Annotated in this window: 19 protein-coding genes and 1 tRNA gene; 15 read left to right on the top strand and 5 right to left on the bottom strand. The window is 60.2% G+C overall.

What is annotated here, in order from left to right:
* Nucleotides 1-2,247 (top strand): aldehyde oxidoreductase molybdenum-binding subunit PaoC, encoded by a 2,247-nt coding sequence (paoC, locus tag JYU29_RS06045; RefSeq protein WP_213983797.1) that lies wholly within the window; start codon nt 1-3, stop codon nt 2,245-2,247.
* Nucleotides 2,248-2,744: 497 nt separating this feature from the next.
* Complete coding sequence (locus JYU29_RS06040; protein ID WP_213983796.1) at nt 2,745-4,016, top strand: tyrosine-type recombinase/integrase; 1,272 nt, start codon at nt 2,745-2,747, stop codon at nt 4,014-4,016.
* Here the strand turns inward: JYU29_RS06040 and JYU29_RS06035 are convergent.
* On the bottom strand, nt 4,013-4,519 hold the full coding sequence (locus JYU29_RS06035) for an Arc family DNA-binding protein (protein ID WP_213983795.1): 507 nt from the start codon (nt 4,517-4,519) through the stop codon (nt 4,013-4,015). The genes JYU29_RS06040 and JYU29_RS06035 overlap by 4 nt on opposite strands.
* Before the next feature lie 125 nt (nt 4,520-4,644).
* Here JYU29_RS06035 and JYU29_RS06030 point away from each other — a divergent pair, with 125 nt between their 5' ends.
* The 12 genes from JYU29_RS06030 (at nt 4,645) to JYU29_RS05975 (ending at nt 12,131) form a co-directional block, all read left to right on the top strand.
* On the top strand, nt 4,645-4,878 hold the full coding sequence (locus tag JYU29_RS06030) for a hypothetical protein (protein ID WP_213983794.1): 234 nt from the start codon (nt 4,645-4,647) through the stop codon (nt 4,876-4,878).
* 86 nt (nt 4,879-4,964) lie between these two features.
* Nucleotides 4,965-5,279, top strand: coding sequence for a hypothetical protein (locus tag JYU29_RS06025; RefSeq protein WP_213983793.1), 315 nt, complete (start codon nt 4,965-4,967; stop codon nt 5,277-5,279).
* Nucleotides 5,276-5,563 (top strand): hypothetical protein, encoded by a 288-nt coding sequence (locus JYU29_RS06020; RefSeq protein WP_213983792.1) that lies wholly within the window; start codon nt 5,276-5,278, stop codon nt 5,561-5,563. Before JYU29_RS06025 ends, JYU29_RS06020 begins: the two co-directional genes overlap by 4 nt.
* Nucleotides 5,560-5,778, top strand: coding sequence for a hypothetical protein (locus tag JYU29_RS06015; protein WP_213983791.1), 219 nt, complete (start codon nt 5,560-5,562; stop codon nt 5,776-5,778). Before JYU29_RS06020 ends, JYU29_RS06015 begins: the two co-directional genes overlap by 4 nt.
* Nucleotides 5,775-5,990, top strand: coding sequence for a hypothetical protein (locus tag JYU29_RS06010; protein ID WP_213983790.1), 216 nt, complete (start codon nt 5,775-5,777; stop codon nt 5,988-5,990). Before JYU29_RS06015 ends, JYU29_RS06010 begins: the two co-directional genes overlap by 4 nt.
* Nucleotides 5,987-6,709 carry a DUF1376 domain-containing protein gene (locus JYU29_RS06005; RefSeq protein ID WP_213983789.1) on the top strand — a complete coding sequence of 241 codons (723 nt, stop codon included), beginning with the start codon at nt 5,987-5,989 and terminating at the stop codon, nt 6,707-6,709. The genes JYU29_RS06010 and JYU29_RS06005 overlap by 4 nt, the downstream gene beginning before the upstream one ends.
* Nucleotides 6,706-6,987, top strand: coding sequence for a hypothetical protein (locus tag JYU29_RS06000; RefSeq protein WP_213983788.1), 282 nt, complete (start codon nt 6,706-6,708; stop codon nt 6,985-6,987). Before JYU29_RS06005 ends, JYU29_RS06000 begins: the two co-directional genes overlap by 4 nt.
* Nucleotides 6,984-7,817, top strand: coding sequence for an HK97 family phage prohead protease (locus JYU29_RS05995; protein ID WP_250157191.1), 834 nt, complete (start codon nt 6,984-6,986; stop codon nt 7,815-7,817). The genes JYU29_RS06000 and JYU29_RS05995 overlap by 4 nt, the downstream gene beginning before the upstream one ends.
* Nucleotides 7,814-9,022, top strand: a complete 1,209-nt coding sequence (locus JYU29_RS05990; RefSeq protein ID WP_213983787.1) for a phage major capsid protein — start codon at nt 7,814-7,816, stop codon at nt 9,020-9,022. The genes JYU29_RS05995 and JYU29_RS05990 overlap by 4 nt, the downstream gene beginning before the upstream one ends.
* A 218-nt stretch (nt 9,023-9,240) precedes the next feature.
* Nucleotides 9,241-9,606, top strand: a complete 366-nt coding sequence (locus JYU29_RS05985) for a gene transfer agent family protein (protein ID WP_213983786.1) — start codon at nt 9,241-9,243, stop codon at nt 9,604-9,606.
* 1 nt (nt 9,607) lies between these two features.
* Nucleotides 9,608-10,000 carry an HK97-gp10 family putative phage morphogenesis protein gene (locus JYU29_RS05980; protein WP_213983785.1) on the top strand — a complete coding sequence of 131 codons (393 nt, stop codon included), beginning with the start codon at nt 9,608-9,610 and terminating at the stop codon, nt 9,998-10,000.
* On the top strand, nt 9,993-12,131 hold the full coding sequence (locus JYU29_RS05975) for a tape measure protein (RefSeq protein ID WP_213983784.1): 2,139 nt from the start codon (nt 9,993-9,995) through the stop codon (nt 12,129-12,131). Before JYU29_RS05980 ends, JYU29_RS05975 begins: the two co-directional genes overlap by 8 nt.
* Before the next feature lie 7 nt (nt 12,132-12,138).
* On the opposite strand, the gene JYU29_RS05970 is transcribed toward JYU29_RS05975, so the two are convergent.
* A complete protein-coding gene (locus JYU29_RS05970; RefSeq protein WP_213983783.1) occupies nt 12,139-12,420 on the bottom strand; it encodes a hypothetical protein in 282 nt (93 codons plus the stop codon).
* A gap of 83 nt (nt 12,421-12,503) precedes the next feature.
* Between JYU29_RS05970 and JYU29_RS05965 the strand changes: the two genes are divergently transcribed.
* Nucleotides 12,504-12,911 carry a hypothetical protein gene (locus JYU29_RS05965; protein WP_213983782.1) on the top strand — a complete coding sequence of 136 codons (408 nt, stop codon included), beginning with the start codon at nt 12,504-12,506 and terminating at the stop codon, nt 12,909-12,911.
* Between the two features lie 496 nt (nt 12,912-13,407).
* Here the strand turns inward: JYU29_RS05965 and JYU29_RS05960 are convergent.
* From JYU29_RS05960 to JYU29_RS05950, 3 genes are all read right to left on the bottom strand, one after another.
* Nucleotides 13,408-13,484: transfer RNA gene (locus tag JYU29_RS05960), tRNA-Arg, on the bottom strand.
* A gap of 181 nt (nt 13,485-13,665) precedes the next feature.
* Complete coding sequence (locus JYU29_RS05955; protein WP_213983781.1) at nt 13,666-14,490, bottom strand: DUF429 domain-containing protein; 825 nt, start codon at nt 14,488-14,490, stop codon at nt 13,666-13,668.
* A 193-nt stretch (nt 14,491-14,683) separates the two neighbouring features.
* A complete protein-coding gene (locus JYU29_RS05950; protein ID WP_213983780.1) occupies nt 14,684-15,451 on the bottom strand; it encodes an ion transporter in 768 nt (255 codons plus the stop codon).
* Between the last annotated feature and the right edge of the window lie 108 nt (nt 15,452-15,559).

Raw genomic sequence — 15,559 nt, 5'->3', positions numbered from 1 at the left:
ATGAAGTTCGATACACCAGCCACCACCAATCCGATCGATCAGCTCAAGGTCGTTGGCCAGCCACATCACCGCATCGAGGGACCTCTCAAGGTCACCGGCCAGGCGCACTACGCGTATGAAAACAACCTTCCAAACCAGACCTATGGCTATGTCGTGGGCGCTGCGATTGCGAAGGGCCGGATCAACTCGATGGATCTGGACGAGGCACGCAAAGCACCCGGTGTGATCGACATCGTCACCGCCGAAAATGCAGGCGACCTGGGCAAAGGCGACATGAACACCGCCAAGCTCCTCGGCGGACCGGAAATCCAGCATTACCATCAGGCGATCGCTCTGGTGATCGCCGAAAGCTTCGAACAGGCTCGCGCAGCGGCCAACCTCGTGCGCGTCGATTATGCCGAGGAAAAGGGCTCCTTTGACCTGGAAGTCGCCAAGAGCGAGGCAACTAAGCCCGAAAGCGGTGAACCGGATTCTGACGTTGGCGACTTTGAAGCCGGCTTCGACAGCGCGGCGGTCAAGTTCGATCAGACCTACCATACGCCCGACCAGTCCCATTCGATGATGGAACCGCATGCTTCGGTTGCCACATGGGAGGGAGACAAGCTCAAGATCTGGCATTCTAACCAGATGATCAACTGGGGCACGAACGATCTCGCCAAGACGCTCAAAATCGAGCGCGACAAGATCCAGTTGATGTCGCCGTTCGTTGGCGGCGGATTTGGTGGCAAGCTGTTCTTGCGCACAGATGCGCTTCTTGCAGCACTGGGTTCCAGAGCTGTGAACCGCCCTGTGAAGGTCGCGCTTCAGCGCCCTCTTATTCCCAACAACACGACACACCGGCCAGCGACCATCCAGCGCATTCGCATCGGAGCAGGCGAAGACGGCAAGATCACCGCGATTGGCCACGAAGGCTGGTCCGGCGATCTCGAGGATGGTCAGCCCGAGACCGCCGTACAGCAGACGCGCTTTCTGTATGCCGGTGCCGATCGCATGACGCGCACACGCCTTGCCGTGCTCAATCTGCCCGAAGGCAACGCCATGCGTGCACCCGGTGAAGCGCCGGGACTGATGGCGCTTGAAATCGCGATGGACGAGATGGCCGAGCAGCTGAAGCTCGACCCTGTGGAGTTCCGCGTGATGAACGACACGCAGGTGGTGCCGGACACGCCAGAGCAGCAGACGTCGGACGACGATTCACAGGCGAAGCGTGATGAAGGTGGCAGCAAGGCGCTGCCCTTCTCGCAGCGACAGCTGGTGGAATGCCTGCACCAAGGCGCCGAACGGTTCGGCTGGAACAAGCGGAATGCCAAGCCCGGTCTGGTCCGCGACGGACGCTGGCTCGTCGGCTTCGGTGTGGCAGCAGCCTTCCGCAACAATCTGGTGATGGACTCCGGTGCCCGTGCCATTCTGGGCGCTGACGGCCTGGTGACCATTGAAACCGACATGACCGATATCGGCACGGGTTCCTACACGATCATTGCCCAGACCGCCGCTGAAATGATGGGCGTGCCGTTGGAGATGGTCTCGGTGCGCCTTGCCGACTCCACCTATCCGGTTTCGTCGGGTTCAGGCGGTCAGTTCGGCGCCAACTCGTCAACGGCCGGCGTTTACGCAGCTTGCGTCAAGCTGCGCGAGGCCGTCGCCCAGAAGCTCGGCTTCAATGCGAGCGATGCCAAATTCGCCGATCAGCAGGTGAGCAGCGGCAATCGCAGCCTGGCTCTCAAGGACGCTGCGAAGGACGGTGAGATCGTTGTTGAAGACAAGATCGAGTTTGGCGATCTCGGCAAGGAGAAGCAGCAATCCACCTTTGGCGCGCATTTTGTTGAGGTGGGTGTCGATCGCTTCACGGGTGAAACACGCATCCGTCGTATGTTGGCGATATGCGCTGCCGGCCGCATCCTCAATCCGATTACGGCACGCTCTCAGGTGATCGGCGCCATGACGATGGGTGTCGGCGGAGCGTTGATGGAAGAACTCGCCGTCGACAAGCGCCACGGCTTCTTCGTCAACCACGACCTTGCCGGCTATGAAGTTCCGGTACATGCCGACATTCCGCATCAGGAAGTGATCTTCCTCGACGAGACCGACCCGAACTCGTCGCCGATGAAGGCAAAGGGCGTCGGCGAGCTCGGCCTCTGCGGCGTCGGCGCCGCCGTCGCGAATGCCCTCTACAATGCAACAGGCGTTCGGGTTCGCGAGTATCCGATCACACTGGACAAGTTCCTGCCGGGCATTCTCCCGGCGTAGAGCACTGATCCAGGATAATGGAGGACGTTTGCTTCCAGGCTCCTGCGCGTAAAGGCAACGTTGGCCCTTCAACACGACAGTGAAGGGCCAATGTTTTGCATGCAGTCGCTTTGGATCAGGAACACGAAGCTCGCGACTTGTGGGCTGACGCGGCTGCGCCGCCGAGCGCCGGCCATCCACGATTCGAGATCCGTCGAAAAATGCACAGACAAGCAAGAGCGCCGATGAATGGCTCTCATTGTTCGAAGATTTGTGTGACCCTGAGAAAGCCAACTTCGCTTGCAGCGAGATGGCGCACCCGAGAGGATTCGAACCTCTGACCTCTGCCTTCGGAGGGCGAACCCAAGCGGCTTTCGCAGAAGGGCGCAAACTTTCCACGCTTTTCTAAAGTCAGCCACATCATAGGGTTAGCCGTTTATCTTCATTCCTGGCGGTTTCCGGCATCTTCTCACGTTTCCGATTTCGTGGTGAGTATTTGGTGAGTAGGAACCCACCGCATGCCAAAACTCACCAAGACCATCGTTGACAAGAGCCAGCCACAAGACCGGCAATACACCGTCTGGTGTTCCGAGCAAAAAGGCTTCGGTGTCTCCATCAATCCAGGCGGCTCGAAGACCTACATGGTCGACTACCGCACTGCCGACGGAGCACGGCGGCGCATGACGATCGGCAAGCATGGCGCGATCACGACCGATGAGGCGCGCAAGCTGGCGATCCAGACGCTCGGCGGCATCGTGCTGCAGAAGCAGGATCCGCTCCTCGAGCGCCGCACGCGCCGATCCTCGCTCACGGTGGCAGACTTGATCGACGACTACTTCAAGGCGGCCGACGCTGGCCTGATCCTTGGCAAGGGCCGGAAGCCGAAGAAGGCGTCCACCCTCTATATCGATCGCGGCCGCGCCGAGCGCCACATCAAGCCGCTCTTGGGTAAGAAGCTTGTGATTGATCTGACGCGTGCTGACATCACCCGGCTAATCCGGGACGTTGCCAGCGGCAAGACAGCAAAGGTCGAGAAGACCGGCCGGCTCCGCGGCAAGTCCGTGGTCGAGGGCGGCGCCGGCACAGCCACGCGCACAGCCGGCTTGCTCGGCGGCATCCTGACCTATGCGGTATCCGAAGGCGTGATCCCTACCAACCCGGTTCATGGCGTCGCCCGTCCCGCCGACGGCTCACGCGACCGCCGTTTGACAGCTGACGAATACAAGGCGCTTGGGAAGGCGCTGGAAGCCTCCGATGATGAGCCGTGGCAGGTGAGAGCCGCGATATGGCTCCTTGCGTTCACGGGCTGCCGCAGGGGCGAAATAGCCTCGCTGAAATGGTCGGAAGTAGATCGCGACGGCAACGTCCTGCGCCTAGGAGACACGAAGACCGGCGCATCAACCCGCCCGCTGCCGACAGACGCCGTGAACGTGCTGGACGGCCTCACGCGTGCCCAGGACGCCGTTTACGTACTGCCGGGCTCCAGAGATCCAAGCAAACCGTTCGGCGCGATTCAGAAGGGCATAGAGCGGATCATGAAGCGAGCGCATCTGGAAGGTGTCACGGCGCACACGCTGCGCCACAGCTTCGCATCAGTCGCGGCTGATCTCGATTATTCCGACAGCACCATCGGCGCTATGCTCGGCCATGCCGGCGGCACGATCACCAGCAAGTATGTCCATCGGCTGGATAGCGTGCTTGTGGCGGCTGCGAACAAGGTGGCTGGCGAGGTCTACCGGCAGATGACAGGCATAGAGGCGAAGGTGTTGGAGATGCCGAGGCGGGCTTAGGGCTTCTTCTTCCGCGGAGGTAGCGAGAACGGATCATCCGGGTCGCTTGGTCCAGCTTCGTAGTCGAGTTCTTCGATCGGGACGCCGCCGACCGTCGGATAGTTCTCATCATCGAAAGGATTGTACGCCTCGTCGTTTAGTCGATGAGCCTCATCTTCGTCCCACTCCTCAATCTGGCGCACTACCCTGGATTGGAAGCCTTCCGACGCTGGTAGGACATTGTCCGCCACCTCGCGAAGGGTGGTGTCTATTTCACTGATCAGCGAATCGACCTGCTCTTCCAGATCGTTGCCCCTCTTCAAGAGAGCTACCAGCGAAGCAAGCTCATTGATCTTCTCTTGGAGAGTTTTAGGCGCGGGAAACCAGGCGTCGAGGCAGAACACGATCGCCTCGTTCATGGACATGCCGGCGCGATCGGCCTTGGCTTTGATACGCTCGCGCATGCCCTCGGGCAGCCGCAGCATGAATTTATCCTGGTCGCGAGCGAGCGTTTTCTTCGCCATCGAGGTTATTCCATAAATATGATGTCACGCGTGACATAACGCGCTTGACTACATCACCCTTCTCGGGGATATTCCAGTGATGTCATGCGTGACACTACGTTTACCCGAGAAGGATTTAAGAAACCATGAACAATCAGAAGCCGCGCCTTCGCCGCTCCGAGGTGCCGGAATATATGATCGAGAAGCACGGCATCCCAATTGCCAAGGCAACGCTTGCCAAGATGGCTACTGTCGGCGGCGGGCCGGCTTTCCAGCACGCGGGCAGAGTTCCGCTCTACCATGTCGATGATTTGGATGCTTGGGCAGCAGAACGGCTCTCAGCGCCTGTCCGCTCCACGGCAGAAAGGGCGGCAGCGTGATGGCTTGCACCGCAAAAGAAAAGGGCCCGCAGCGCGCCAACGCTTCGAGCCCTGTATCCAGCAACCCTACCCAAGGAAACCAGACGATGGGCACCAATACCACGGCAAAGCCGCGCATTGCAATGAGCCGGGAGAGCTTCCGGAAACTGGAAGATTTCTACAGCGAGATCACCGAGATCCAGCATATGGCGAACTACCTGCTGAACTCGCTCGAATACGGTTTCTCTGACGACCGCATCCAGAAAGTCAGCGGGGAAACCATCACCTTGATGTTCCAGCAAGATGGCGTCGATGCCAATCTCTGGCTTGTGGGCGAGGTCTGGTCACGGACGAAGAAGCTGCGCCAGCAGATTACCGACCTGATCAATCTGGAAGTTGATCATTTGGAGGTCGCAGCATGAGCGCCGCCGATTTCCCGATCCCGTTCCCGAACCAGGAGCCGCTGGACGAGCTCGTTCATGCCATCAACCTGCTCGAGGTGATGTCTTGGACCCTCGACAACGGGCTGCGCCATGGCATCAGCAAGGAAGCGGTGGCTTCGCTTTACTCCGTTTACAGCGATGCCAAGAACAGCTTGGACCTTATCGCCAGCTTTCTCGACAACCTCGATTATCCCGGCCTCATTGCCGACTTCCAGGCCGCGCGCAGAACCGAGCTTCTGAAGTCTTGGGAGACGCGCGCATGAGGCTCCTTCACACCTTTTGGAGGAAGCACCGCGCCGGCCGGCTCATCCGCCGCATGGAGCGGCTGCACTTCGCCTACAAGCTTGCCATCCTTGACGGCGACCGACATGGCGCTCGGTTCATCCGTGAAGACATCGATGCACTGGATCAGCGGCTGAGCGCCCTGCTCGACCGATGGGAAGCCGACATCGCCGAGCGCAAGGCGGTGCGACCATGACCGATCCAACCATCCCCGTCGGCGGCTCCACCGGCCTTTCCCACGAGCACAGCGCAGCGGTCGAGGAGGCCGCGCGCTGGCTTGCCACAGAGCCTCGCGACCGCGTTCCGCACCCGATCGTGCCGGCGCTGCGCTCGCGCTTCGGACTGACCGCGCAGGAGGCGTGCGCAGCGATCAAAGAGGCCCGTCTGATCCAAGCGAGGGCGATGTGACAGATCTCGCCTGGATGAAAACCTACATCGGCACGGAGACGTCAAAGACGATCGATCTCACGGCCGAGGAGTTCGGCGCCTACGAGCGCCTGCGCCGCTATTACTGGGAGCACCAGGGCTTACCGGATGACGACCGCAGGCTCATGCGCATCACAGGCGTCGATGCCGATCGGTGGGAGGCTGTCCGGTCTGCAATCTGCTGGCTGTTCGCCGAGGGCTGGCGTTTGCCGGACCTTGATGCCGAGCGCGGAGCGGCTGCCGAGAAGCGAGAGAGGGCTGTGATCCGAAGCCAGAAGGCAGCTGAAGCTCGATGGAAGAGCGGGCGCGGCAATGCTCGAAGCAATGCAACAAGCAATGCAAAAAGCATTCCTACAAGCAATGCAACAAGCATGCGTTCTGGGATGCCACAAGCAATGCTTGAGCAATGCCCATCAGCATCAGCATCAGATGAAGAACGCTACGAGGAAAGGTTATCGTCTACGCGCACGCGAGACGTGAACGAATATCCCTTCGATCCGCCTGAAAGTGTTGAGCAGGGCAGAAGCTTCCTAGAGCGCAAAGGCGTGCAGCCGGAAGACATGGACGCGAAACTCATGAAGCTGATGGCGTTCCGGCTGTATCCGAGCGAGCTGCCAAAAAGGGTCGCGCGTCAGGACGGAAGCGAAGAGCTTGAAGTGCATCCCCATCCCAGAGCAAGGACAGGAGACGATCTGCCATGAAGCCTCAGAAGGTGACCAGGGAGACCGAGTTCGCGGAACGTCAAAAAGCAATGTGCGACACGATCATCGAGCGCGCCGCACATATGATGGTCGGCGAGGTGGGAGTGACTGTCCCGACCATGCTTGACCGGATGCTAACCTACTGCGGCGCTCAAGCGTGCACGATCGACGGCTCCAAGAACACGGCCGAGGCCTTCCGAACGATGGCCGACCGCATCGAGGCGGGATTGTTCCATCCACTCACAGGCGAAGACCTGCCGTCTAAGGATAAGCATTGATCCGGCGGCGCTGTGGTGCTATGTTACCGCTCGGATTGATCGTTCGCGCCACCGGCTGGCCTGGGACGCAAGGCGACAAACCACCTTCGGCAGTACCGGCGACCATACCGGGCGCGAAGCTAAACCGGGCAAATGCCCGATGCTTTGACGTGTCCGAAGGTGCGCCCATGTTCATCAAATCCACTTCAAGATTCCAATACGCTGATGCGCCTAAGATCGAGGTGAAGGCCGAAGCCGATGGCAAGATCACCGGCTATGGTAGCGTGTGGGATGTAGTCGATGGCTACAACGAGCGCGTCATCAAAGGCGCTTTCGCTAAAAGCCTGGCAGAACACCAGGCGCGCGGTTCGATGCCCAAGATGCTCTGGCAGCATCAGACCGACCGACCGATCGGTCGCTGGGAAGCCATGAAAGAGGATGGACGCGGCCTCTATGTCGAAGGCCGTTTGAACCTCAAAACGTCATCCGGCCGGGATGCCTACGAGCATCTTGTTTCGGGCGATGTGGACGCCTTCTCCATCGGGTATCGGGAAAAGCAGGTGAAGCCGGGAACGGTCCGGGACTTGCTTGAACTCGACCTTCAGGAAGTCAGCGTTGTGACCTTCCCCGCCAACCGGGAAGCCCTCACCGAAACCATCAAGTCGCTGCAATCGAAAACAGAGCTTGTGGACATGCTTCGCGAAGGCGGGCTGTCGAAGCAGGCAGCGCAGCTAGTCGCCTCCGGCGGCTGGAAAGCTCTCTCCAAGGAAACGGCATTCGATGATGACGCAGCAGCACGGCTTGCGGCGCTGATCGACCGTGCAACCCGAAACATCGAGGATATGAAATGACCCTTCACCGGAAGTCGATTGCCGTGCAGGCAGCGGCGCTTCACCTTGTGGGCTCCGCCATCCGAACCAAGGATGACGGCGGAAACCCGCTCGAAACCCTGTCGCGGAAGTTTGGCGACCATGCCGCGAAGACGCTGGAGAAGCTCGGCGCGACAAACGACGAAATCAAGGCGCTGCGCCTTAAGCAGGAAGAGCACGACGCCCATCTGCTTGAGCTTGGCCAAAAGATGGCGCGTGGCAGCGCTGGCGGCACCAGCGAGCCCGACACGATCGGCAAGCAGTTCGTGGAGAACCCCGACCTTAAGGCCTTCGCAGATCGCCAGGGCGTGCGCGGACGCTTTGACATGCAGGTGAAAGCCACGATCACCACGGCCACCGGTTCGGCCGGCGCACTTACCACGCCGTACCGGGACGAGCTTGTCACCCAGCCACAGCGCCGATTGACGATCCGCGATCTGATGCCGGTTGTGAATGTCAGCACCGGCGTCGTGGAATATCCCCGAGTGGTCAACCGACCAACGGCGGCCGGCATGGTGGCAGAAGCCGCGCTGAAGCCCGAGAGTGAACTGACCCTTGAGCTTATCCAAACCTCGATGAAGGTCATCGCCCACTGGATTCCGGCTTCGCGCCAGATCCTCGATGATGCTCCGCAGCTTCGCGGCGTGATCGACACGGAACTGCTCTATGGCCTGAAGCTCAAGGAAGAGGAGCAGCTTCTCAACGGCAGCGGCACCGGTCAGAACCTCAACGGTATGGTTACGCAGGCAACTGCCTATGTGGCGCCGATCACCATCGCGAGCCCCAACATGCTCGACGTGATCGGCCTGGGCATTCTGCAGACCGCGCTCACCGATCTTGAGCCTGACGGCGTGGTGGTGTCATCGGCGGACTGGATGCGTATGCGGCTGCTCAAGGATGCAGATGGGCATTATCTGCTCGGGGCTCCAGGCCAGAACGTGGCACAAGTGCTCTTCGGTCTGCCGGTTGTGCATACCCCCGCAATGTCGGTGGACAAGTTCCTCGTCGGCGCGTTCCAGGCGGCAGGCACGATCTATGACCGCTGGCAGGCACGCATCGAAGTCTCCACCGAACACGCTGACTTCTTCGTTCGCAACATGGTGGCAATCCTCTGTGAAGAGCGCATTGGCCTCGCCATCAAGCGAGCCAAGGCACTGACTTACGGCGACTTCGGAAACGAGGCTTAAGAACAATGGCGCGGCCCGCTCGCAAGGGTATGTGGCCGCGCTCCTTGCAACGGGCGCAAGCGACGAGAGGGGGGCGTGTCCAAACCTCCAGAGGTGCTGCCTCCCCAGACCCGCGTCCCCCGCATCCGCGCATTTTTTTCCTGCTTTGCAGAATTTTCTGCCGGAAATCACTGCAACGACCGAAAAACTCGATGACCTCTCATGAAGGAGACATGGCAATGAAACAGGAAGAACCCGCTGCAATCCCGCACTACGCCTTGGTTGACCTCGACTTCGGCGATGGCCGCTATCCATTCAAGCTAGGCTTCCACGAAGCTTCCAGCGCTGAGACCGAGTTGGACAAAGGCGTGTTTAAGATCCTCAACGAGATCAAGAACGGCGAATGGCGGCAGAAGGATCTGCGCGGTGTCATTCGCTGGGCCCTGATTGGTGGGGGGCTGACGCCTGTCGAGGCAGAAAAAAAGGTTAAGTTGTACGTTGATCAGCGGCCAGCTGATGAAAACTGCGCCCTCGCAATGCAGATCCTTGCCGCCCTCTTCTTCGGGTCGCCTGAGTATCAGCAGCGCCAGCAAACGGCTGGCTGACATGGCAAGCGGCATCAAGGCATTTCAGCGGCGGCTGAATCGCCTCCCCAAGGCAATGAAGGACGCGGTGCAACCCGCCTTGGATGCCTCTGCCGACGAAATGGTCTCAATGGCGCAGCGCTTGGCGCCTCGCGACGATGGTGCGCTTTACCAGAGCATCCGCAAGGAAGCCGGCGACCATGAGCTTGAGCGGGTTGTCAGGGCTGGTGGCCCGGCTACCACGCGACCCAGCGCAGGCGGGCCGTTCGATTACGCCGTCGGGCAAGAGTTCGGGACGGTCAAGCAACCGGCGCATCCATTCTTCTATCCCGCCTATCGTCTCATCAAAAAGCGCGTTCGTGGACGGCTGAAAAGAGCCGTATCGAAGGCCGTAAAGGACTCCAGCAATGGCTAGTGACGACACAGTGCTTGCCGTGCGCCTTGAGGCGCGCATCCGTGACTTCGAGCGCAATCTTGCCAAGGCGAACCGCAGCGCGACATCAAGCTTCGGATCGATCGAGAGGCGCGCGGCGCAGTTGTCATCCCGGCTCAATCAGAGCCTTGCCGGCGCAGCACGTGGCCTTGCGGCTCCACTCCTGGGTGCGGCGTCCCTCCAGGGCGCAAAGTCGCTGATCGACACTGCCACGCGGATTCAGAACGCTTTGAAGGTCGCGGGGCTGGAAGGCGAAGGGCTCGCCAAGGTCTATGATCAGCTATATGCCTCGGCACAGAAGAACGCGGCCCCGCTCGAAAGCCTCGTGACCCTCTACAGCCGTGTCTCGCAGGTCCAGGGCGAGCTCGGCGTCACCTCAGAGCAGATCGTCGGGTTCACCGACAACATCGCATTGTCGCTGCGCGTTGCCGGCACTGATGCGGCTTCCGCCTCCGGCGCATTGCTCCAGCTTAGCCAGGCGCTGGGTTCCGGCGTGGTGCGCGCGGAAGAGTTCAGTTCGATCAACGAGGCCATTCCCACGGTCATGCAGGCGGCGGCCGCAGGCATTCAGGAAGCCGGCGGATCGGTTGCCAAGCTCCGGCGGCTGATGCTCGACGGCAAGCTTTCATCCAAGGCCTATTTCGACGGCGTGAACGCAGGCGCCGTGACCATGCAGGAGAAGGTTGCCGGTGCCGAGCAAACGCTTTCCTCGCGGCTGGTGCGCCTGCAGAACGTGCTGGAAGATGCGGCCGGCCGGTTCAACAAGGTGGCCGGCACAAGCGACACCTTCGGAAAGAGCATCGACGCGCTCGCAGGCTATATCCAGGCACTCGACATGGGTCAGATCGTCAGCCAGATCGACACGGTCATCGAGGCACTGGCGAACGGCGAGCGTGCCATCTACAATTTTGCGAACGCGGTCGGTAAGGGTCTCAAGCTGGACAAGGTCGGCGAGATGCTGACGAACAACAGCGTTGCGAACAGCCTAGGCCTCTACTCCGTGACTGCTGTGGAACGCCGCATGAGCGGATCTGCACCTGACGTTCCGAAGGAACTGCAAGATTACGTGGCGCGCACCTACGGCGGCAAGGAAGCCAGCCAGCCGCTGACGATCGACGTCAAGCCGGCAAAGCCGAAGGTGCAGCCGATCACGCTGGCCGATTATGCAGTCCCCTCAACCGGCGGCTCGGGCAAGGGCGGCGGTCGAGGTCGCAAAGGCGGCGGATCTACCAGGACAGACGATTACGCTCGCGAGATCGAGCAGATCAAGGAAAGAACAGCGGCCACGCTTGCGGAAACCGCCGCCATGGCTGGGCTGAACCCGCTGGTTGATGATTATGGGTATGCGCTGGAAAAGGCGCGCGCCAGGCAAGACCTCCTGACAGCGGCTCAGAAGGCCGGAAAGGCCATCACGCCCGAACTGAGCAAGGAGATCGACACCCTTGCCGACACTTACGCCAAGGCGACTGTTGAGGCGGAAAAGTTGCAACAGCAGCACGAGGATGCGCGCGATCGGGTTCAGGAATTCAATAGCGTGGCCAAGGACACCCTCGGCGGCTTCATCCAGGACTTGCGCGGTGGTGTCAAAGGGGCGGAAGCCCTGAGCAATGCAATCGGCCGGATTGGTGACGCTTTCCTCAACTCTGGCCTTGAAGCGCTGTTCTCCAGCAAATCGGGCCAGAGCGGCGGATTGTTCGGCTCGATCTTCTCCAGCCTGCTTGGCGGCCTTGGCGGCGGTTTCAAGCCAACGCCGAACGGCTTTGCAAAGACGCTGGGGCTTCCTGGCTTCGCCTCGGGGACGGCCAACACGGGTGGACGCACCGGCCAGGTCCGCGGTCTTGTTCATGGCAACGAAGCTGTCATCCCGTTGCCAAACGGCGGAAAGGTGCCGGTGTCTCTGACGATACCGAACCTGTCCAACATTGGACGCCAGGGCGAGCAACAGAGGGTCAAGGTCGAGGTCGCTGCAGACGTTGATCGATCGGGCAATCTCATCCCGCTTATCACCCAAGTTGCCGACGAGCGCGCCGGCAGCGCCGTTGCACAGGGCCAGAAACAGGCGCAACGGACTTTCCCTGCCATGCAGGCCGATAGGGCGCGCCGCTACAGCTAGGCTGGGGTCAGCCGAAGGTTGGCTCGCGCTTGGCTGCTACAGGCCGCGCGGCCGCCCTCTGCTCGAAGATGGCAAGCTGCTTCTCCGAGATGCGCCTGAGCGCAATCAAGTGCTCCACGATCGCGCCGAAGCAGTAGAGCATCGATCCGGATAGCAGCACGCCCATTCCGATCAGCGCAGCAGGAGTCCCGACCGGGTTCTTGTCCACCAGCTGCGATGCTCCATAGACCATGATGATCAGGCCGACCACAGCGATCAGCGTTCCAACGCCTGTGACGATCTTGTGCAAGTATGTTCTCCCCCGTTCCTCATTTCGCGCACAGCCTTGCCGAGCTATATAGCCATCCATGCACATCACCAGGATGGACCGCGATGGCATTCCGCGACGCCGATCAGCTGATCAGCCCCTTTTCCCAACAAGATCGCAAAAAGCCATCATCACGCAAGGGCTGGGGCGCCTACAAGACGCGCATCACCCCGGAAGCGGAGATATGGCGTGTCTGGGGCCCAACGCGCTGCCTGCACCATCTAAAGGCGAACACGAGCGACTTCTATGTGGGAGATGAGCACGTTGCGCATGTGCGCTGGCGCGTGTTCGAGCACTGGACCACGATCAAGAAGCCGCCGGCCGGGTATGTGCGCCCGGTAGATCTGACGAAGATGGAAGCGGCTCGAAGGATGGCAGCCGAGGCGGCGAGGAAGCGGGCAGAGCGGGAAGCCGCGGCAGGATATGGGCGTGAGTCATCGCTCTCTCAAGCAGTGCCACGAAGTTGCAGTTGAGTTTGCGGAACTAGCGCTTCTTGGATCGATGCTTGCGCTTCCGCGTGCGAGCTCTGCGCGCGCCGCCATTACCCGCCTTTTTCGTGGCAGGTTGCGGTCGGAACAGCTTGTAAAGCTCGATTGCAATGCGGAAGAGATCAAGCACCGTGTCCCAGGGAAGCAAGTCCCAGATGCTGGAAAGCATGCGGGATCCACCTTTGACAGCGGCATAAAAAAAGGCCCCGTTAGGGCCTCTCGGGCAGGTATCGCACCCTGCATTTATGACATTGCCGGATCTGAGTCACGACTGCAATCAGGCTCGATAGATCATTCACAGCTTATGTGAGAAACGTGATTGTCCGGAAGTCACGGCTTCCAGATGGCCCTTGGCTTCATGTCGCGATCATGTCGCATCGAACTGCCGCGCACCAGCGGTAACATCTCATCTTTTGTGAGTAGATGGTGAGTAGCGAACCTGTCGCCCCTGCCTCAAGCTTAACTAAGTGATTGTTTTTGTTGGCGCACCCGAGAGGATTCGAACCTCTGACCTCTGCCTTCGGAGGGCAGCGCTCTATCCAGCTGAGCTACGGGTGCATGCCGGGCGCGTGTTGCGCAGGTCGTGCATAGCGGAAGGTGGCTTGGGCTTCAACGGCAAAGACGCATGGAGCTACGTGATTTCCGAAAGCAGAGGTCAGTGGTTCGAATTCTCTCGGATGCGCTGAGTGGCGGGGGGTGTGGCGCTCGGTCAGGCGGTGGGATCTGGCTCCCGCGTCTCTCAAAGCATCAGGGCACCATCGATCGGCACAGAGTAACGCCGGCCGCTATCTTCGATCCGCGCGCGCATTGCAGCAGTGGCTGGTGCGATCATGTAGCCGTTGGTCAGATCACCGATCATGATCGACGACGCTCTTTCGGCTCGACGCCAGTGCAGGCCGATCAAGGCGCAGATCACGCCGTCCATCTTATCCTGATCTGCTTTTCGCGGTGCTGATTGGCGATGTCCGCTGCACCAGTCCGCCACGCCATCGACACCTTGCGCAGCGGCGAAGCTGGAGACGGCGTCAAGAACACTGTGCCAGTCTAAAAGCTTGAATGTCTTGCGTCGCGCTGGATTGTATCTGGGCGCGCAAAGGCGAGCGTGGAAACTTTCCCGTATCGCTAGCAGCGCCAACGCCGGGAAAACCTCGGTCAGGTGAGTGCCCGTCGACGCGCTTCGAGCCTGCTCGGGATCATCCGAGGCGTTCAACTCCCGCTTGAAACGCCAGATCGGCGCGGCGTCGTCGAACATGCCGATTTTCGAGCGGTTGGCTGGTTGAACGCCGCCGCCGGCCCAGAGAATTGTTGAAGCCGCAACACGATCGACTGGACGCATGCCTGTTTCGTTGGGAACGATCGTGGGCTGATCCAATGCGACGATGCAGACATCGCTTTCTGCCTGCTCTGCGCGAATGAGGGCGAGCGCCTCGGCGAAGGATGCGAGCACAGGCTCCCGGAATGACGTTGAACCCGCCTCGTCTTGGCGGAGGATGCACACCGCGCCCGGCGCGCTTGCCTTGTCGGTCCAAGCCGAGTCGAAGCCGATGATCGAGCAGCGGGTCATTCTGGTGCTGAGACCTCTCCATTGTGCCGGTCAATCAGGGCGCGCAGCACCGGGGCGTAATGGACCGGCGTTAATGATCACAGGCGGACTGCACTCCAGGATGGATCAGGTTTCAAGGCTCACGTCGCTTCAACGTAGAAGGAGCCGATGGTCTCGCGTTCGCCGCTCATATGCGGACGAGAAGATCAGTCCATCAGCGATTCAAAGCCCGAACTTCCGCACGGAGCGCCCGCACCTCTTGCAGGATTAGGTCCTGCTCATCCTTCATCTGCAAGCGCTCGTCGGATGCTGTGGACTCATGCTCCTCCTGCATGGCGGAGACGATGATACCGATGAACAGGTTCAGCACCGCAAAGGACGTCGTGACGATGAAGGGGATGAAGAACAGCCACGACAAAGGATGGACTTCCATCACGGGCCTTACGATGCCCATCGACCAGCTTTCGAGCGTCATGACCTGGAAGAGCGTGTAGGCGCTCTCACCGATCGTTCCGAACCATTCGGGAAAGGTGTTGCCGAAGAGGTTTGTGGCGATCACCGACGAGACATAGAAGACCAGCGACAGCAGAAGCACGATCGAAGCCATGCCAGGCAAGGCGGCGACCAGCCCGCCGACGACGCGACGCAGAGATGGGATCACACTGATGATTCTCAGCACGCGCAGGATGCGCAGTGCGCGCAACACAGACAGGTTGCTTGTCGTGGGAACAAGCGCGATCGCCACCACGAAGAAATCGAAGATGCGCCATGGATCGTTGAAGAAGCGGGTTCGGTAAACGAAGACTCTGGCCACCAACTCCAGCACAAAGACAGCCAGCACCGCACGATCAACGAGGAGGAGGAGCGAGGCGAAACGGCTCATCACCCACTGAGATGTCTCAAGCCCGAGCGTGATGGCGTTGATGATGATGAGAATGGTGATGAAGCGCTCGAAACGGGGCGACTCGATCAGCGTCTTCATAGAAAGTCCTCGTGGAAACAAAAACTGCAGACCAGTTGCCGACGGTCCGTGTCACGTCAATCAGCCGAAATGAAGCATTCGGCAAGGCGGCCAATCCACTGGACCGAT

It is taken from the genome of Tianweitania aestuarii (assembly GCF_018457165.1).
Taxonomy (GTDB): domain Bacteria; phylum Pseudomonadota; class Alphaproteobacteria; order Rhizobiales; family Rhizobiaceae; genus Tianweitania; species Tianweitania aestuarii.
The sequence above is the reverse complement of the archived record's forward strand: the minus strand, read 5'-3'. Positions and strand labels throughout refer to the sequence as shown.

Bases quoted from the DNA above. Each gene is read 5' to 3' on its own strand.
- paoC (WP_213983797.1), top strand. From the start codon at position 1: ATGAAGTTCGATACACCAGCCACCACCAATCCGATCGATCAGCTCAAG.
- JYU29_RS06040 (WP_213983796.1), top strand. From the start codon at position 2,745: ATGCCAAAACTCACCAAGACCATCGTTGACAAGAGCCAGCCACAAGAC.
- JYU29_RS06035 (WP_213983795.1), bottom strand. From the start codon at position 4,519: ATGGCGAAGAAAACGCTCGCTCGCGACCAGGATAAATTCATGCTGCGG.
- JYU29_RS06030 (WP_213983794.1), top strand. From the start codon at position 4,645: ATGAACAATCAGAAGCCGCGCCTTCGCCGCTCCGAGGTGCCGGAATAT.
- JYU29_RS06025 (WP_213983793.1), top strand. From the start codon at position 4,965: ATGGGCACCAATACCACGGCAAAGCCGCGCATTGCAATGAGCCGGGAG.
- JYU29_RS06020 (WP_213983792.1), top strand. From the start codon at position 5,276: ATGAGCGCCGCCGATTTCCCGATCCCGTTCCCGAACCAGGAGCCGCTG.
- JYU29_RS06015 (WP_213983791.1), top strand. From the start codon at position 5,560: ATGAGGCTCCTTCACACCTTTTGGAGGAAGCACCGCGCCGGCCGGCTC.
- JYU29_RS06010 (WP_213983790.1), top strand. From the start codon at position 5,775: ATGACCGATCCAACCATCCCCGTCGGCGGCTCCACCGGCCTTTCCCAC.
- JYU29_RS06000 (WP_213983788.1), top strand. From the start codon at position 6,706: ATGAAGCCTCAGAAGGTGACCAGGGAGACCGAGTTCGCGGAACGTCAA.
- JYU29_RS05990 (WP_213983787.1), top strand. From the start codon at position 7,814: ATGACCCTTCACCGGAAGTCGATTGCCGTGCAGGCAGCGGCGCTTCAC.
- JYU29_RS05985 (WP_213983786.1), top strand. From the start codon at position 9,241: ATGAAACAGGAAGAACCCGCTGCAATCCCGCACTACGCCTTGGTTGAC.
- JYU29_RS05980 (WP_213983785.1), top strand. From the start codon at position 9,608: ATGGCAAGCGGCATCAAGGCATTTCAGCGGCGGCTGAATCGCCTCCCC.
- JYU29_RS05975 (WP_213983784.1), top strand. From the start codon at position 9,993: ATGGCTAGTGACGACACAGTGCTTGCCGTGCGCCTTGAGGCGCGCATC.
- JYU29_RS05965 (WP_213983782.1), top strand. From the start codon at position 12,504: ATGGCATTCCGCGACGCCGATCAGCTGATCAGCCCCTTTTCCCAACAA.
- JYU29_RS05955 (WP_213983781.1), bottom strand. From the start codon at position 14,490: ATGACCCGCTGCTCGATCATCGGCTTCGACTCGGCTTGGACCGACAAG.
- JYU29_RS05950 (WP_213983780.1), bottom strand. From the start codon at position 15,451: ATGAAGACGCTGATCGAGTCGCCCCGTTTCGAGCGCTTCATCACCATT.